The 13,743-nt window shown below is 40.0% G+C and carries 15 protein-coding genes; 10 read left to right on the forward strand and 5 right to left on the reverse strand.

Translation table 11 applies throughout. The annotated features are described in order from the left end of the window. The first annotated feature begins 9 nt into the window (after positions 1 to 9). The 4 genes from trpD to trpA are packed head-to-tail and all read left to right on the forward strand — an operon-like array spanning position 10 to position 4,414. Positions 10 to 1,047, forward strand: a complete 1,038-nt coding sequence (gene trpD, locus PSM_RS08345; RefSeq protein ID WP_013465082.1) for an anthranilate phosphoribosyltransferase — start codon at positions 10 to 12, stop codon at positions 1,045 to 1,047. After that, positions 1,040 to 2,404: a bifunctional indole-3-glycerol-phosphate synthase TrpC/phosphoribosylanthranilate isomerase TrpF gene (gene trpCF, locus PSM_RS08350; RefSeq protein WP_013465083.1), complete on the forward strand. Its 1,365-nt coding sequence runs from the start codon at positions 1,040 to 1,042 to the stop codon at positions 2,402 to 2,404. The genes trpD and trpCF overlap by 8 nt, the downstream gene beginning before the upstream one ends. Positions 2,405 to 2,411: 7 nt before the next feature. Further along, positions 2,412 to 3,596, forward strand: coding sequence for a tryptophan synthase subunit beta (gene trpB / locus PSM_RS08355; RefSeq protein WP_010390233.1), 1,185 nt, complete (start codon positions 2,412 to 2,414; stop codon positions 3,594 to 3,596). After that, complete coding sequence (gene trpA, locus PSM_RS08360; RefSeq protein WP_013465084.1) at positions 3,593 to 4,414, forward strand: tryptophan synthase subunit alpha; 822 nt, start codon at positions 3,593 to 3,595, stop codon at positions 4,412 to 4,414. The genes trpB and trpA overlap by 4 nt, the downstream gene beginning before the upstream one ends. Positions 4,415 to 4,487: 73 nt before the next feature. Here trpA and PSM_RS08365 read toward each other — a convergent pair whose 3' ends face one another. Next, on the reverse strand, positions 4,488 to 5,066 hold the full coding sequence (locus PSM_RS08365; RefSeq protein ID WP_013465085.1) for a type 1 glutamine amidotransferase domain-containing protein: 579 nt from the start codon (positions 5,064 to 5,066) through the stop codon (positions 4,488 to 4,490). A 222-nt stretch (positions 5,067 to 5,288) separates the two neighbouring features. After that, a complete protein-coding gene (locus PSM_RS08370; RefSeq protein ID WP_013465086.1) occupies positions 5,289 to 5,558 on the reverse strand; it encodes an HU family DNA-binding protein in 270 nt (89 codons plus the stop codon). Positions 5,559 to 5,789: 231 nt separating this feature from the next. On the opposite strand from PSM_RS08370, the gene PSM_RS08375 reads away from it, so the two are divergent. After that, entirely contained in the window at positions 5,790 to 6,431 is a 642-nt protein-coding gene (locus tag PSM_RS08375) for a CPBP family intramembrane glutamic endopeptidase (RefSeq protein ID WP_013465087.1), read from the forward strand. Positions 6,432 to 6,485: 54 nt separating this feature from the next. Here PSM_RS08375 and PSM_RS08380 read toward each other — a convergent pair whose 3' ends face one another. After that, positions 6,486 to 7,910 (reverse strand): sodium-dependent transporter, encoded by a 1,425-nt coding sequence (locus PSM_RS08380; RefSeq protein ID WP_013465088.1) that lies wholly within the window; start codon positions 7,908 to 7,910, stop codon positions 6,486 to 6,488. 188 nt (positions 7,911 to 8,098) lie between these two features. On the opposite strand from PSM_RS08380, the gene PSM_RS08385 reads away from it, so the two are divergent. From PSM_RS08385 to PSM_RS08405, 5 genes are all read left to right on the forward strand, one after another. After that, positions 8,099 to 8,401, forward strand: a complete 303-nt coding sequence (locus tag PSM_RS08385; protein ID WP_036954522.1) for a YciI family protein — start codon at positions 8,099 to 8,101, stop codon at positions 8,399 to 8,401. Between the two features lie 163 nt (positions 8,402 to 8,564). Continuing rightward, positions 8,565 to 8,825, forward strand: a complete 261-nt coding sequence (locus PSM_RS08390; RefSeq protein ID WP_013465090.1) for a PepSY domain-containing protein — start codon at positions 8,565 to 8,567, stop codon at positions 8,823 to 8,825. Between the two features lie 3 nt (positions 8,826 to 8,828). Further along, on the forward strand, positions 8,829 to 9,503 hold the full coding sequence (locus PSM_RS08395) for a response regulator transcription factor (protein ID WP_008109187.1): 675 nt from the start codon (positions 8,829 to 8,831) through the stop codon (positions 9,501 to 9,503). Then, on the forward strand, positions 9,497 to 10,834 hold the full coding sequence (locus PSM_RS08400) for an ATP-binding protein (RefSeq protein WP_013465091.1): 1,338 nt from the start codon (positions 9,497 to 9,499) through the stop codon (positions 10,832 to 10,834). The genes PSM_RS08395 and PSM_RS08400 overlap by 7 nt, the downstream gene beginning before the upstream one ends. Next, positions 10,821 to 11,234 (forward strand): hypothetical protein, encoded by a 414-nt coding sequence (locus PSM_RS08405; protein WP_013465092.1) that lies wholly within the window; start codon positions 10,821 to 10,823, stop codon positions 11,232 to 11,234. The genes PSM_RS08400 and PSM_RS08405 overlap by 14 nt, the downstream gene beginning before the upstream one ends. A 121-nt stretch (positions 11,235 to 11,355) precedes the next feature. On the opposite strand, the gene PSM_RS08410 is transcribed toward PSM_RS08405, so the two are convergent. Beyond that, complete coding sequence (locus tag PSM_RS08410) at positions 11,356 to 11,706, reverse strand: VOC family protein (protein WP_013465093.1); 351 nt, start codon at positions 11,704 to 11,706, stop codon at positions 11,356 to 11,358. A 1,447-nt stretch (positions 11,707 to 13,153) separates the two neighbouring features. Beyond that, entirely contained in the window at positions 13,154 to 13,498 is a 345-nt protein-coding gene (locus PSM_RS08420) for a lactoylglutathione lyase (RefSeq protein WP_036954510.1), read from the reverse strand. Positions 13,499 to 13,743 lie beyond the last annotated feature (245 nt).

The raw sequence follows: 13,743 nt of genomic DNA on the forward strand, positions 1-13,743 counted from the left end.
GGGAACATTATGACTACACAATTACAAAACTCGCTTAATGTTCAACAGGCTATTGAGCACGTTATTGCCAAGCAATCATTGAGCTATGCACAAGCAAAAACACTTTTTGATCAAATAATGCAAGGGAATATGAGCGATATTGAGCTCTCTGCACTGTTAATTAGCCTTAAAATGAAAGGTGAAATAAGCGATGAAATCGCTGGTGCTGCGGCCTCAATGCGTGAAAACGCCGTGGCATTTACAACCATTAAAACTCAACTTGCCGATAGCTGTGGTACCGGTGGCGATGGTTCAAACACTATCAATATCAGTACAACCGCGGCAATTGTGGCAGCCGCTGCCGGTGTTAATATGGTAAAACATGGCAATCGCAGTGTATCGAGTAACTCAGGGTCTGCTGATTTACTCAAAGCCTTGGGGATCAATATTGATATGACTCCCACACAAGCGGCTAAATGCCTTGAACATACAAATTTTACCTTTTTATTTGCACCGCACTATCACAGCGGCGTGCGCCATGCGATGAACGTACGAACCACTTTAAAAACCCGTACTATTTTTAATATTCTTGGGCCGCTAGCTAATCCCGCTGCTCCAGATGTTCAATTACTGGGGGTATACGATGAATCTTTGTGCCTACCTATGGCGCAAACTCTTCATACTCTGGGCACTAAACGCGCTATGATAGTTCACGGGTCTGGCACCGACGAAATTGCCTTGCATGGCCCAACACAGGTTGTTGAGCTGAATAACGGCAAAATCACCCAATACACGCTCAACCCTAGTGATTTTGACTTTGCAAACTATTCACTTGAACAATTAGCCGGTGAAGGCCCACAATACAATGCTAACGCCAGCCTTGCCATTTTACAGGGCAAAGGTAGCGAGGCACATAACGCCGCTATTATTGTTAACGTTGCTGCATTGCTGTACTTAACTGGCCAAGCACAATCGTTAAAACAAGGTGCACAAATAACACACTCATTATTACGTTCAGGCAAGGCCATGGACACACTAAATGCAATTATTGAGGTAAGTCATGGCTAATGTATTAGATAAAATTATTGCCGATAAAAAAATAGAACTCATTGAACGCAAAGCAGCGCGCCCACTTGAGAGCTTTAAGCATCAAGCTAAACCCACCACACGTAGCTTTTATCAAGCGTTAGCGGCACCTGGCACGCAGTTTATTTTAGAGTGCAAAAAGGCATCGCCTTCTAAAGGGTTAATTCGTCAGCCGTTTGATTTAACAGAAATCACCCAAGCGTATAAGCAGTATGCCACTTGTATGAGTGTATTAACTGACGAAAAGTACTTTCAGGGTAGCTTTGATTACCTTGCGTTTGTGCGCAGCCAAGTAGAGCAGCCACTTATTTGTAAAGACTTTTTTATTGATGAATACCAAGTTTACATGGCACGTATTTATGGTGGTGACGCTATTTTACTGATGCTATCAGTGCTTGACGATGAGCAGTATAAAGCGCTGCATGCCGTCGCCGACTCGTTAAATATGTCGGTACTAACTGAGGTGAGTAACGAAGAAGAAGTGCATCGTGCACTAGCACTCAATGCACAAATAATTGGGATTAATAATCGTGACTTGCGCGATTTAAGCACTGACTTAGCCACAACCGAGCGACTACGTAAGCTTATTCCTAACGATAAAGTGGTTATTTCAGAGTCAGGTATTTATACCCATCAAGATGTAAAGCGTTTAGCGCCTTTATGTAATGGATTCTTAATTGGCAGCTCATTAATGGCTGAGGCTGATTTATTACAAGCGTGTCGCCACGTAATCCTAGGCGAAAACAAAGTCTGTGGATTAACCCGTAATCAAGATGCCATTGCGGCTTACAACAACGGTGCCCTTTATGGCGGATTAATTTTTTATCCAAAATCACCGCGCTTTGTCGATTTAGATTGCGCCAAAGAAATCAGCCAAAGTGCCCCTTTAAAATTTGTTGGGGTGTTTGTTAATGCCGCCATAGCAGAGGTTACTGAGCACGCTAAACAACTAAAACTGTCTGCTGTTCAATTACATGGACAAGAAGATGAACATTACATTGCATCGTTACGTAATGAACTACCACGTCATTGTGAAATATGGAAAGCACAGGCCATCAAAGATGCTTTGCCTCAACCGATTATAGGAGCCGATCGCCATTTATACGACACTCACAGTGATTCACAGGCTGGCGGCACAGGCAAAACATTTGATTGGTCGGTACTTCGCGATACCACGACCCCATTTATGCTTGCTGGCGGCTTAAACCCAGACAATATTAGCGATGCACTTTTTCAAGGTGCTCTTGGGCTTGATTTAAATTCAGGTGTTGAAGAGTCTCCAGGTAAAAAGTGTGCAAACAAACTACATCATGCTTTTACAAGTATCAGAAATTATTGAGGTTAAAATGCAAAATCCAGCTTATTTTGGCGAGTTTGGCGGTATGTTTGTACCCGAACTGCTTGTCCCTGCGCTTAAGCAGTTAGAAAACGAATTTAATAAAGCACAAAAAGATCCTGAATTTCAGGCAGAACTAAGTAAATTACTTAACGAGTATGCAGGTCGTCCTACCCCGCTTACTTTAACGCGTAACTTAGTTAAAAACCCAAAAGTAAAACTGTACTTAAAGCGTGAAGATTTACTCCACGGTGGTGCGCACAAAACAAACCAAGTTTTAGGCCAAGCTCTGCTTACCAAACGTATGGGTAAAAAAGAAGTCATAGCTGAAACAGGCGCCGGCCAGCACGGCGTTGCAACGGCACTTGCCTGTGCGTTACTTGGACTAAAATGCCGCATTTATATGGGTGCAAAAGATGTTGAACGCCAACAACCAAATGTATTTAGAATGAAACTCATGGGCGCTGAAGTTATTCCGGTAACCGCAGGCTCGGGTACATTAAAAGATGCGGTTAACGAGGCATTGCGTGATTGGTCTGCCAATTATCAAGAGGCTCATTACCTTTTAGGTACTGCAGCAGGTCCTCACCCATTCCCGACTATTGTACGTGAATATCAAAAAATTATTGGTGAAGAAGCAAAACAACAAGTACTTAAAGCCGAAGGCCGTTTGCCTGATGCGGTTATTGCGTGTGTAGGCGGTGGGTCTAACGCAATTGGTATGTTTACCGATTTTATTGATGAGCCAAGCGTTAAACTCATTGGCGTTGAACCTGCAGGTAAAGGGTTAGACACGCACGAACATGGCGCAACTATCTGTAAAGGAACAAAAGGTATTTTGCACGGTACTTACACTTATATTATGCAAAATACAGATGGCCAAATTGAAGAGTCTTACTCTGTATCGGCGGGACTAGATTACCCCGCAGTTGGCCCTCAACATGCCTTTTTGCACGAAACTGGCCGTGCTCAATATGTCGGTATTACCGACACCAAAGCACTTGATGCCTTTCAAGCATTAGCTAAACACGAAGGGATTATTCCTGCGCTTGAATCAAGTCATGCGCTAGCCTATGCCCTCGAATATGCAGAAGAGCAAACGCAAGACAGTATCATTGTTATTAATTTAAGTGGTCGTGGAGACAAAGACTTAGCCCACGTACACAAGGTATTATCAGAGGAAGGTCAACTATGAGCCACGTAAAAACTGACCGTTATGGACAAATGTTTGCCGCGCTTAAAGAGCAAAACCAGGGTGCTTTTGTACCGTTTGTAACCATTGGCGATCCAGGTAAAGCGCAAAGCATCGAAATTATTAAAAGCTTAATTGATGGCGGCGCTGACGGGCTTGAATTAGGTATTCCGTTTTCCGACCCGATTGCCGATGGCCCTGTCATTCAAAAAGCCAATATTCGTGCCTTAAACGTGCATATTAATACGCAAGACTGCTTTGATATTATTAAAGAGATCCGTGAATATAACGCCGACATTCCAATTGGTTTGTTATTGTATTCAAACTTAATATTTAAACGTGGCTTAGAAAAGTTTTACACCGATGCAAAAGCAGTGGGTGTTGACTCTATTTTAGTGGCTGATGTGCCATTACATGAGTCTAAAATGTTTAGAAAAGCCGCCATGGCCAATGGTATAGACCCGATTTTTATCGCTACACCGAACGCCAGTGACGATACCCTGCGTGAATGTGCATCATACGGCCGTGGCTACACCTACTTGCTTTCTCGTGCTGGGGTAACAGGTACAGACACCAAAGCACAAATGCCAGCAACCCATGTGGTTACGCGCTTACAAGAGTACCACAGTGCACCTGCATTATTAGGCTTTGGTATTTCAACGCCTGAAGATGTAAAAGCGGCACTTAAAGCCGGTGCTGCGGGTGCTATTTCGGGCTCTGCTGTGGTAAAAATTATTGAAGCAAACTTAGATGATTTAGATGCGATGACCTCGCAGCTAAAAACATTTGTAAGCGATATGAAAGCCGCTACTGCGCTTTAATAGCGAGCTGTGTTTTATCATTATCAATAAAAAAGGGCATGTAATATGCCCTTTTCTATTTAAAAGCCCAGAACTAGTGCGCTTGGTGCTTACCTTCGAGTATTTCTTCAATAAATTTTGCATTAAATGCATCTAAATCTGCAGGGCTGCGGCTAGTGACTAAGCCGTTATCAACACACACTTCTTGATCTACCCAATGAGCTCCGGCGTTAATTAAATCGCTTTTAATACTAGGGAAAGAAGTCACTTTTTTATCTCTGAGCTTATTAATTTCAGCTAATAACCACGGTGCATGACATATAGCGGCCACAGGTTTGTTTTTCTTAGCTCCAAAAAAGCCATCAACAAACGCTTTGGCATCTGTATTTTGACGTAAGCTATCGGGATTAAACAAACCACCCGGCAGTAAAAGTGCATCGTAGTCAGCGGCATTGGCATCGGCAGCTAATTTATCAACGGTTACTTTTTCACCCCAATTATCTTTATTCCAACCAGTGATCTGCCCTTCTTTAATAGACACCACCTCTATATCTGCGCCCGCCTCTAGTAATGCGCTTTGCGGCGAAAGTAGCTCGCTTTGTTCAAATCCATCGGTGGCTAAAATGGCAATTTTTTTACCTTGTAAACGGGTGCTGCTATGTAAATTACTCATTAAATACTCCTTATCTTATTTTTTGATACACAGAGAGGTTTGCATATCACATACCAAAAATAACATATTGATAATATTGGCGTTTTATTTAAAGAGATGAGAGTGCTATGTAAATTATTTACAGTGGTTGCAGATACTACACAGCCATTTTTTAAAAATAAAAATAGCCTGCAAGGTACATGCTTTGTTTGAATAACAAAACTCCCTTACAAGCACTGACAATTAAAGACTGTCTTTTAACGCTTTGGCTGGCTTAAATACGGCTTTATTAGCCCCTTCTATTTCTATTGCTTCGCCTGTTTGTGGATTACGACCCGTACGGGCTGGGTAATAACTTAATGCAAAAGTGCCAAAACCATATATTTGTACCTGATCGCCTTCAGACAATGATTTGGTAATCACCTTTTGTAAGCTGGTTAACGCTAATTGCGCCTCTTTTTTTGTTAACTCGCTCGTGTGTGCCATGGCTGTAACAAGTTCTGCCTTATTCATTTTTTGCTCCTAAATACACGCGCTGGCTTTAGCCAACTAGCGTGGCAATACAATGATGTAAAAATAAAAGCAGGCAGGCTAAGGGTTGCAAGGGGGTAAGTCAACCTTAACCAAGGGCTAAGGGCCTTAGTGAGAGTCATTGGGTTTAAATATAATCAGCTTGGCTGTTTTATAGTCATAAAGATGACTTAATCGCTTGCTAAGGTGAAATAAAAATCACCGTGAGCAAACGTGAACGCTAATCAATACCGCTGGTTTGAATTTACCTTTATTTTTATCATCCTGCCTTTAATTGGCTTTAATATTCGCCAGTATTTATCTAACTGGCTTATTCCAGCACTGATCATTTTAATGAGTGTGTGCTGTATGCTGCTGCTAAACGACATTCACTTTAAGCGCTTTAGATTAACCAGTATGGGGCAGTTTTCTGCTGTGAAGCGCCGTATGTTTAGCTTTTTCTTTATTGGCGCATTATTTTCAGGGGTGTTTTATAACCTACTCTACCAAGGACACTGGTTTACTTTACCGCGTGAAAACCTCTCCGATTGGCTGATGCTATTGCTGCTTTATCCTTTATTGTCGGTGATCCCGCAAGAGTTAATATTTAGAACGTATTTTTTTCATCGCTATAAGCGCATTATGCCCAGTAAATGGTTGCGCATTATTATTAGCGCCAGTGTATTTGCATTGGCACATATTATTTACGCCAATTGGATAGCTGTTAGTTTAGCGTTTGTCGGTGGCTTACTGTTTGCCTATACCTACGCGCAAAGCCGCTCAACTTTTGCCTGTGTTATTGAGCACAGCTTATGGGGCATTTGGATGTTTACCCTAGGGATTGGTGACTACTTAGATTCGGGTGCACTGAATTAACTAACCGCAACAAAAAAGCCGCGATAAGCGCGGCTTTATTAAATTAAGTTTTAATTAAAAACCAAAAATACTGATATTAAAAAACTTGGTCGCAACGGTGTTTACAAAAATAAGCAGTAAAATCGCTGGGATAAATGTTTGTAATGAAAAGTTAACGTACTTTTCCATAAAGCTATTCGCATAATTAGGCGAACCTTGTCTTAGCTCTTCACTTAAACGAACTTTCTTCCATTTATACATTACAAACAAACATACCATTAAACCATTGAGTGGTAAAATAGTGTCGTAGAATACGTCATATACAATATCAAAAAAGCTCTTGTTACCACTGCCGTAGCTAGTAAAGGTAGTTAGGCTGTCAATCATACCAAACGACATAATACACATAATGGTTAACACACCGGTTGATAAGGTAAGTATGCCTAGCGCTTTTTTACGGCTAATGCCTTTACGGTCGCTGAGTGTGGCAGTTGGAACTTCAACAATAGATACCAATGATGTGATCGCAGCAAAAAATACCAATAAGAAGAAAATAAATGCCACGGCTGATGCGCCAAAGTAGCCAATATCGTGTTGTAACGCTAATAAGATTTTTGGTAAGTACACAAAAATCATTGAAACTGACGAGTCAGATAACTTTGTCGGATCGGTATTTGGGTCAAAGCTAAAAATAGCCGGTAACACCATCAAGCCTGCAACAAAGGCAACTAATGAGTCGGTAATGGCAACCATTTTCGCACTGCCCACAATGTCATCTTTTTTAGAAATGTAAGAGGCATACGTAATTAAAATACCCATACCTAACGACAATGAGAAAAACGCTTGGCTCAATGCGCCATTAAGAACACTGGCATTCATTTTACTAAAATCAGGAATAATATAGTACTTCACACCCGCCATTGCGTTATCAAGGGTGAGTACGTAACCCACTAATATAATAAGCATGACAAATAACGCCGGCATCAAAAATTTAGCCGCTTTTTCTATGCCATCTTTTACGCCACCGACCAATATTAAGTTAACAATCACCACAACCAGTGCCATGTAGCCGAACACCGTGTAGCTGTTAATAAACTCATCAAAGTGCCCAGGGTTTGCCAACTTATCCAAATTACCAAATGCGGTTTGGCTTAAGTAACCAAAAATCCACACCGTGATCACCATGTAAAAAACGGCAATCATAAATGGCGTTAACACGGCTAAAAAGCCAGCAAACTTCCATTTCTTATCGTTATTGGCTAACGCCTTGTATGCACCAAGAGGATCTTTTTGTGCGTGGCGACCCATAGCCATTTCGGCCATCATGACGGGTAAACAAATGAATGCGACGAACAAAGCATAGACGAGCAAAAATGCACCACCGCCATTCTTAGTCGCAGAAACTGGAAAGCCTACTAAGTTACCAATGCCCACAGCAGAACCCGCCGCTGCTAATATAAATCCTAAGCGGGAGCTAAAGTGCTCTCTATTTTCACTCATGTAATAACCTTGTTATTATTTATCTTATCCAAGGGACTCTACCAGTGTTACGCAGCGCTTTTCAAGCAATTACCGCGTAAAAAAACATTCTTGCTGTAAACATCGCCATAAACACTTTTAATTCACCATTTATCAACGCTATGCTAGTATGCAGTTAATTAAATTTAACAAGTTTTGAGAGTATTTTTATGTTGTATATGATTTATTCAACGGACGTCCAGAACAGCTTAGAGCACAGAAAAGCCGCTCGCCCTGCTCATTTAGCACGTTTACAAACGCTAGAAAACGAAGGTCGACTATTAACAGCCGGCCCCCTTCCAGCGGTTGATAGTGAAGACTCTCAAGATGCTGGCTTTACTGGCTCTTTAGTAATTGCTGAATTTAACTCTTTAGAAGATGCCAGAGAATGGGCCGCAGATGATCCTTATGTTGCGGGTGGCGTATATGAAAACTCAATCGTTAAACCATTCAAAAAAGTGTTCCCTGCTTAACATTAACGTGAGTTCCCCTGTTTAACTGCAACCAGTAATTCAGGGTTTGTTCACTCATTTTTAATTAGACTTTGTCTTATAAAAATTTAAATACCCAATAGAGTACTTAAATTTTAGTGGCTTAGTTTTTTAGGCTAAGCAGGTATGTTCTAGGAGTTTCGTAATGCGTGTATTATTAACACTCAATTTAATTGCTGTTTTTTGTTTGGCTAATGTTGCCCATGCAAATAATACTAACAGCACACCCGATAAAGTTGAGATAAGCAAAAAGAAAGCAGTAATACTTGCAAAACAAACTACAGACGGTACAACATTAAAAATTTCAGAAGAAACACAATTTTATACAGTACGAATTTTAAAAGCTGACGGCCACGTCGTCGATTTGAAGATAAACAAAAAAACTGGCGAAGTGAAAAAGGATTAACCAATGCGAATTTTAGTAATAGAAGATGATTTACATTTGGCAGATAATCTGCGCAATGCATTAGAAAAAGAGCGTTACAGTGTTGATTTATGTCACGATGGCGAAGCGGGCCTTTTTCATATAACAGAATACCCTTTAGACATGGCAGTGGTTGATTTAGGCCTGCCTAAAATAGATGGCATAGAGCTTATAAACAAAGCCCGCGCCCAAGGGATCACTATCCCTATTTTAATTTTAACGGCGCGCGATCGCTGGCAAGACAAAGTTGAAGGCCTCGATGCGGGCGCTGACGACTACCTAACTAAGCCATTTCATGTTGAAGAACTCATTGCTCGCTGTAATGCGCTTATTCGTCGAAGTGCAGGTAAAGCAAACCCAGAAATGACAGCCGGCCCTATCAAAATTCATACGCGTTCACAACAAGTGTGGGTAAACGACAAAGAGCTAAGCTTAACCGCATACGAATATAAAGTACTTGAATACTTAATGGTTAACCCGCAAAAAGTAATTTCAAAGTCTGAGTTAACAGAACATATTTATGACCAAGATTTCGATCTTGATTCAAACGTCATTGAAGTGTTTGTATTGCGTTTACGTAAAAAGCTCGACCCTGACGGTGTGCTTAACCCAGTCGAAACACTACGTGGGCGTGGTTACAGGCTTAAAAGCCAGTGGTAGCACCGCAAATTTCGTTAAAAATAAGGCAAGGATTTATCCTTGTCTTTGTTTTATTAGTCGCCTTACCTATTTTGTTTTACTCCATAGGTAAGGCGTATTACGCGTCACTTGTTGATGCCACCGAAAAAAACCTCGAAGCGCACCTGTATTCACTCATCTCCGAGGTTGATTTTACAGAGCGCGGTATTATCATGCCCAGCTCTATCTTAACGCCCGAACTCAATAACCTAAACTCAGACACCTACGCCATGATTTACCGTGACGATGTGCCTATTTGGCATTCTGAGTCGGCGGTTAACGTTAACTTTGTTCCCCAATATATAGAGCCCAAAGCCGGTGCTGCAGACTTTAGACGCGTGGTTTATAACAACACCGCCTATTGGCAGTTAAGCTTAACGGTCATTCTTAATAATATTGACCAATCAGAGCAAGCACGATTTATTTTATTAAAACGCAACGATGCCCTACTGCGTTTAATGGACGGGTTTAAACAAACCTTAGTCGATTGGATGTTTATAATGGGGATTGCTATAGCAGGGTTAATGGCTATTGGTTTTATTTGGAGTGCAAGGCCGCTGCAGCGCCTAGATAAAGAAATAAAAGCTATTGAATCAGGCGATATTCAAGAAATTAAAGGCTTATACCCCGTTGAACTACAAACAATAAAAGCCGACCTCAACCTATTGTTAGAGTCGCAGCAGCGCCAAAAAGAACGCTACAGAGCCTCACTCAGTGATTTAGCACATGCACTTAAAACGCCGTTAGCTGTATTAAAATCAAGCCCACTGGCCAACGATGCCGACGCACAAGAACAACTCGACCGAATTAATGTGATGATCGAGCACCAATTAAAACGTGCTGCTACTGGGGCTTCCGATACATGGAAAAAGCAAACCCCCATCAAACCGGTTATCGACTCTATTTTAAGTGCGATGGGTAAAGTTTATCGCGATAAAGACATCATATTTAATTGCAAAGTGAGTGATAAAGATTACTTTTTAGGCGATAAAACCGATTTAATGGAGTTATTAGGTAACTTAATAGATAATGCCTGCAAAGCCTGTCGCTCCCAAGTCAGTATTGACGTTTCACAAGCTAAAAAACTCAGCATTAGTATTTGTGATGACGGCCCGGGTATTCAACCCGATAAACGCGAGTCATTGCTTCAACGCGGTACGCGCCTTGATACTTACGAGAGTGGTCATGGTGTTGGCATGGCGATTGTGTCTGACTTGGTGAAGTCGTATCACGGGTTGTTAACTATTTCTCAGTCGCAACGTTTGGGCGGCGCAAAATTTATTCTCGAGTTTAATTACCATGAAAAAAAGTAAGTATATCCTTTGTTTTACTCTAGCCCTATTATTTGCTTGGGCTGTTCCAAGCGTTGCAGCGCCGCTTGAATGCACACTTGAAAAGAACGCCCTACCCGAACAAATCAAAGCATATACACAATGTTTAGATGCCAAATTAAATAGAGTACAGCAAGAACAAGATAGCTGGATCCAAAAGCGTACCTTTGAACTATCTGCATTAGAAAGCGAAACCGGCAACACCCAAATTTTGTCATTATTTAAGCTAAGCATTAACGCTAAAGACAATTACATTCAAAGAAGTTGCCAATGGCGCTACATGCTAAAACAACCTAATGCACAACAAGCCGTTGTTACCTACAAAGAATGTGAAATAGCCATGACCGAGCAATTTATTCAGCAGCTTAAAACGGCTCTTTAATTAGCTCATAGGTAAGCGATGTGTGCTGTGGCTTGGTAATTTAGAGTTCAGTTTATTAGTGTTTTAAAAAGTGCAGCCTCAAAGGCTGCATTTTTGTTAGTTTTTATACTTTGTTATGTGATTACTCTGACCATACCGCAAATTCATTTCCATTAGGGTCGCTAAAGTGAAATCGTCTACCACCGGGAAATGAAAATGTAGGCTTAATTATTTTGCCTCCAGCTTTTTCAATTTTATTTTGAGTCGCTTCAAGGTCATTACTGTATAACACAATTAACGGGCTTCCGTTTTTAGTAGAAACAACTAAATCAGATTTAAAGAAACCACCATCAACCCCTTGCGCGGTAAAACTACAATATTCTGGGCCATAATCTACAAATGACCAGCCAAACACCGTACTGAAGAAAGCCTTTGTAGCTGCAATATTTTGTGCAGGAATTTCAATATAGTTAATTTTATTATTTTGAGTCATTTTAGTTTTTTACCCTTATTCTAGTTTGTATTATTTGCGACTTGAACTAGTAATAAATAAAGATAGCAGCAAAAGCATAAACAGCTGATAAAGTTTAATAAGAATGCGCTTAGACACTATTTATAATTTATACTGAATAAAACCCACTTAGAAAGCATTTGAAAGTACAAAATTAAGGGCTGATTTAATATTAATTATCGTTATTCATACGTTTCTTTTGTTTATTTTCACTAGATCGCACAACCATTCCGTTAAGGATATGAAAAAAAAGAACATAAACAACCCGACGCACCAAGTTACAAAAACCCAAATTGACGGTTTGAGCTCATACCAGCCTTGAATATTAATCGTGGCAAAGTAAAACATCCCTAACGAAATAAATGGCAGAATAAACAAAGAGTAAAAAGCTCCCGTAACAGCATGCAGTAATATTTTCTCACGAATACTTGAGCTATTAGATCCCAAATTCACAATTCCAAAAACACATTGTGTAGCGATAAACAGGCAACAAACCTGTAAAAAGGTCCAGCCTAAAGCTGCCAGAATAGCAACTAACTGAATGTATATTCCCTCACTCATCTTATCCTATTAACGAATACTGGCTTTAGCGAAACATGCATCAACTTTACTCTGTTGTTAATTGTTCTTCATAAAAGGATTATTTTCAGACATAAACTCTATCAATCATTCTCACTGATAAATTAGTCCTGTCATTTTTATCTTTTAAAAAGTTTTATAGTTTAATTTTCTTGGTTAACTTTAGTGGCATCAATGTCGTTTTAAGTTAACAGAACAAGTGCGGAAATTTAATTACTGCCAACCACACTATGTTTAAATATTGCCTTAGTCGTCTGAGACTTAAGTGAAATTACTTCAGCTTCTGAAAAATTAGGAACGATCTTGCTACTAATCTAATGATTTCTTCCTGAGCACCATACTTTCAACCATTGCGATGAGAACAAAAACAAACCCAGAATCCGATAAAAAATAAGTCGAGTTTTCAATACAGACTGCCACGTATACTTGCACCAATAATATTACAATATCGATCCTGATAGCCGTTGCTCTATTTCTTTTTAACTTAACTAAGATGAAGTAAAGATAACAACATCTAAAAAAAGATATAAACATAAAAAACAAAACTAATATCACTCTTCATCTCCATTGAAACAGAACTACTTGTACTTAAATTTGATTTGCATCATAAACGATCATGGGGACGGTTGCTGTTTGTAATGTCTTGCCGCACTGCATAGAAAGATTAACAAAGATTGTTTAAGTCTATAAAATATCAACACTTTTAATGGGTGTTTTCTATTTTTTGTTTTAAATTGGGTGTCTACATTATTTTTATTGAATAATAAGCTCATGGGCTAAAATCCGAGCGAAGCGAGTCAACCCACGTGTTAGCGTCCCAGCGACCAAATGGAGCCACAACAGCGTTTTGTTAGCTGCTCAGCTGCGTGATATGCAACAGTTCACCCACTGGCCCCCATAAATAAAAGATCTTACCCCAAGCTTCTTGTTGGATTGGGGTAATCTTTGTTTTGTGTTCGGATTTAGAGCATAACTCATATGCTTCGTAGATGTCTGAAACGCAGATTTGCAACATAAAATTTTTGGCAAAATCTTCATTGTAAAAGCGCTGCAAAAAGAAAAGACAATCACCGTTTTCAAAAAGTGTGAGATCGTCGGTTACGTACTCTGATTTAAATCCAATTTCCAAGTAGAAAGACTTTGAAATTTCGAAGTCCTTACTTGGGATAAATGTTTTTATATCTATTACATCCATGATTCTTTCCAAAAGCAGCTAACAATTTTATATTGCGCGACTCGCGTATATCTCTACCAGCGCTGCGCTTATTTTTTCTACTACATATAGTTTTAACAAATTAGCTAACACATTGCTATCATTAAGTTTTATTCTTTTAAGCAGTGCTAATTAGCATACTATACGCGCGTCGCTCATTTTCCTGAGTATGAGTGCACACTAAAGCTTACTCACTTAGCCCATAAAACGTTTTGACAAATCTGCAT

The organism is Pseudoalteromonas sp. SM9913 (genome assembly GCF_000184065.1).
GTDB classification, from domain to species: Bacteria; Pseudomonadota; Gammaproteobacteria; order Enterobacterales; family Alteromonadaceae; genus Pseudoalteromonas; species Pseudoalteromonas tetraodonis.

Bases quoted from the DNA above. Each gene is read 5' to 3' on its own strand.
- trpD (WP_013465082.1), top strand. From the start codon at position 10: ATGACTACACAATTACAAAACTCGCTTAATGTTCAACAGGCTATTGAG.
- trpCF (WP_013465083.1), top strand. From the start codon at position 1,040: ATGGCTAATGTATTAGATAAAATTATTGCCGATAAAAAAATAGAACTC.
- trpB (WP_010390233.1), top strand. From the start codon at position 2,412: ATGCAAAATCCAGCTTATTTTGGCGAGTTTGGCGGTATGTTTGTACCC.
- trpA (WP_013465084.1), top strand. From the start codon at position 3,593: ATGAGCCACGTAAAAACTGACCGTTATGGACAAATGTTTGCCGCGCTT.
- PSM_RS08365 (WP_013465085.1), bottom strand. From the start codon at position 5,066: ATGAGTAATTTACATAGCAGCACCCGTTTACAAGGTAAAAAAATTGCC.
- PSM_RS08370 (WP_013465086.1), bottom strand. From the start codon at position 5,558: ATGAATAAGGCAGAACTTGTTACAGCCATGGCACACACGAGCGAGTTA.
- PSM_RS08380 (WP_013465088.1), bottom strand. From the start codon at position 7,910: ATGAGTGAAAATAGAGAGCACTTTAGCTCCCGCTTAGGATTTATATTA.
- PSM_RS08385 (WP_036954522.1), top strand. From the start codon at position 8,099: ATGTTGTATATGATTTATTCAACGGACGTCCAGAACAGCTTAGAGCAC.
- PSM_RS08390 (WP_013465090.1), top strand. From the start codon at position 8,565: ATGCGTGTATTATTAACACTCAATTTAATTGCTGTTTTTTGTTTGGCT.
- PSM_RS08395 (WP_008109187.1), top strand. From the start codon at position 8,829: ATGCGAATTTTAGTAATAGAAGATGATTTACATTTGGCAGATAATCTG.
- PSM_RS08405 (WP_013465092.1), top strand. From the start codon at position 10,821: ATGAAAAAAAGTAAGTATATCCTTTGTTTTACTCTAGCCCTATTATTT.
- PSM_RS08410 (WP_013465093.1), bottom strand. From the start codon at position 11,706: ATGACTCAAAATAATAAAATTAACTATATTGAAATTCCTGCACAAAAT.
- PSM_RS08420 (WP_036954510.1), bottom strand. From the start codon at position 13,498: ATGGATGTAATAGATATAAAAACATTTATCCCAAGTAAGGACTTCGAA.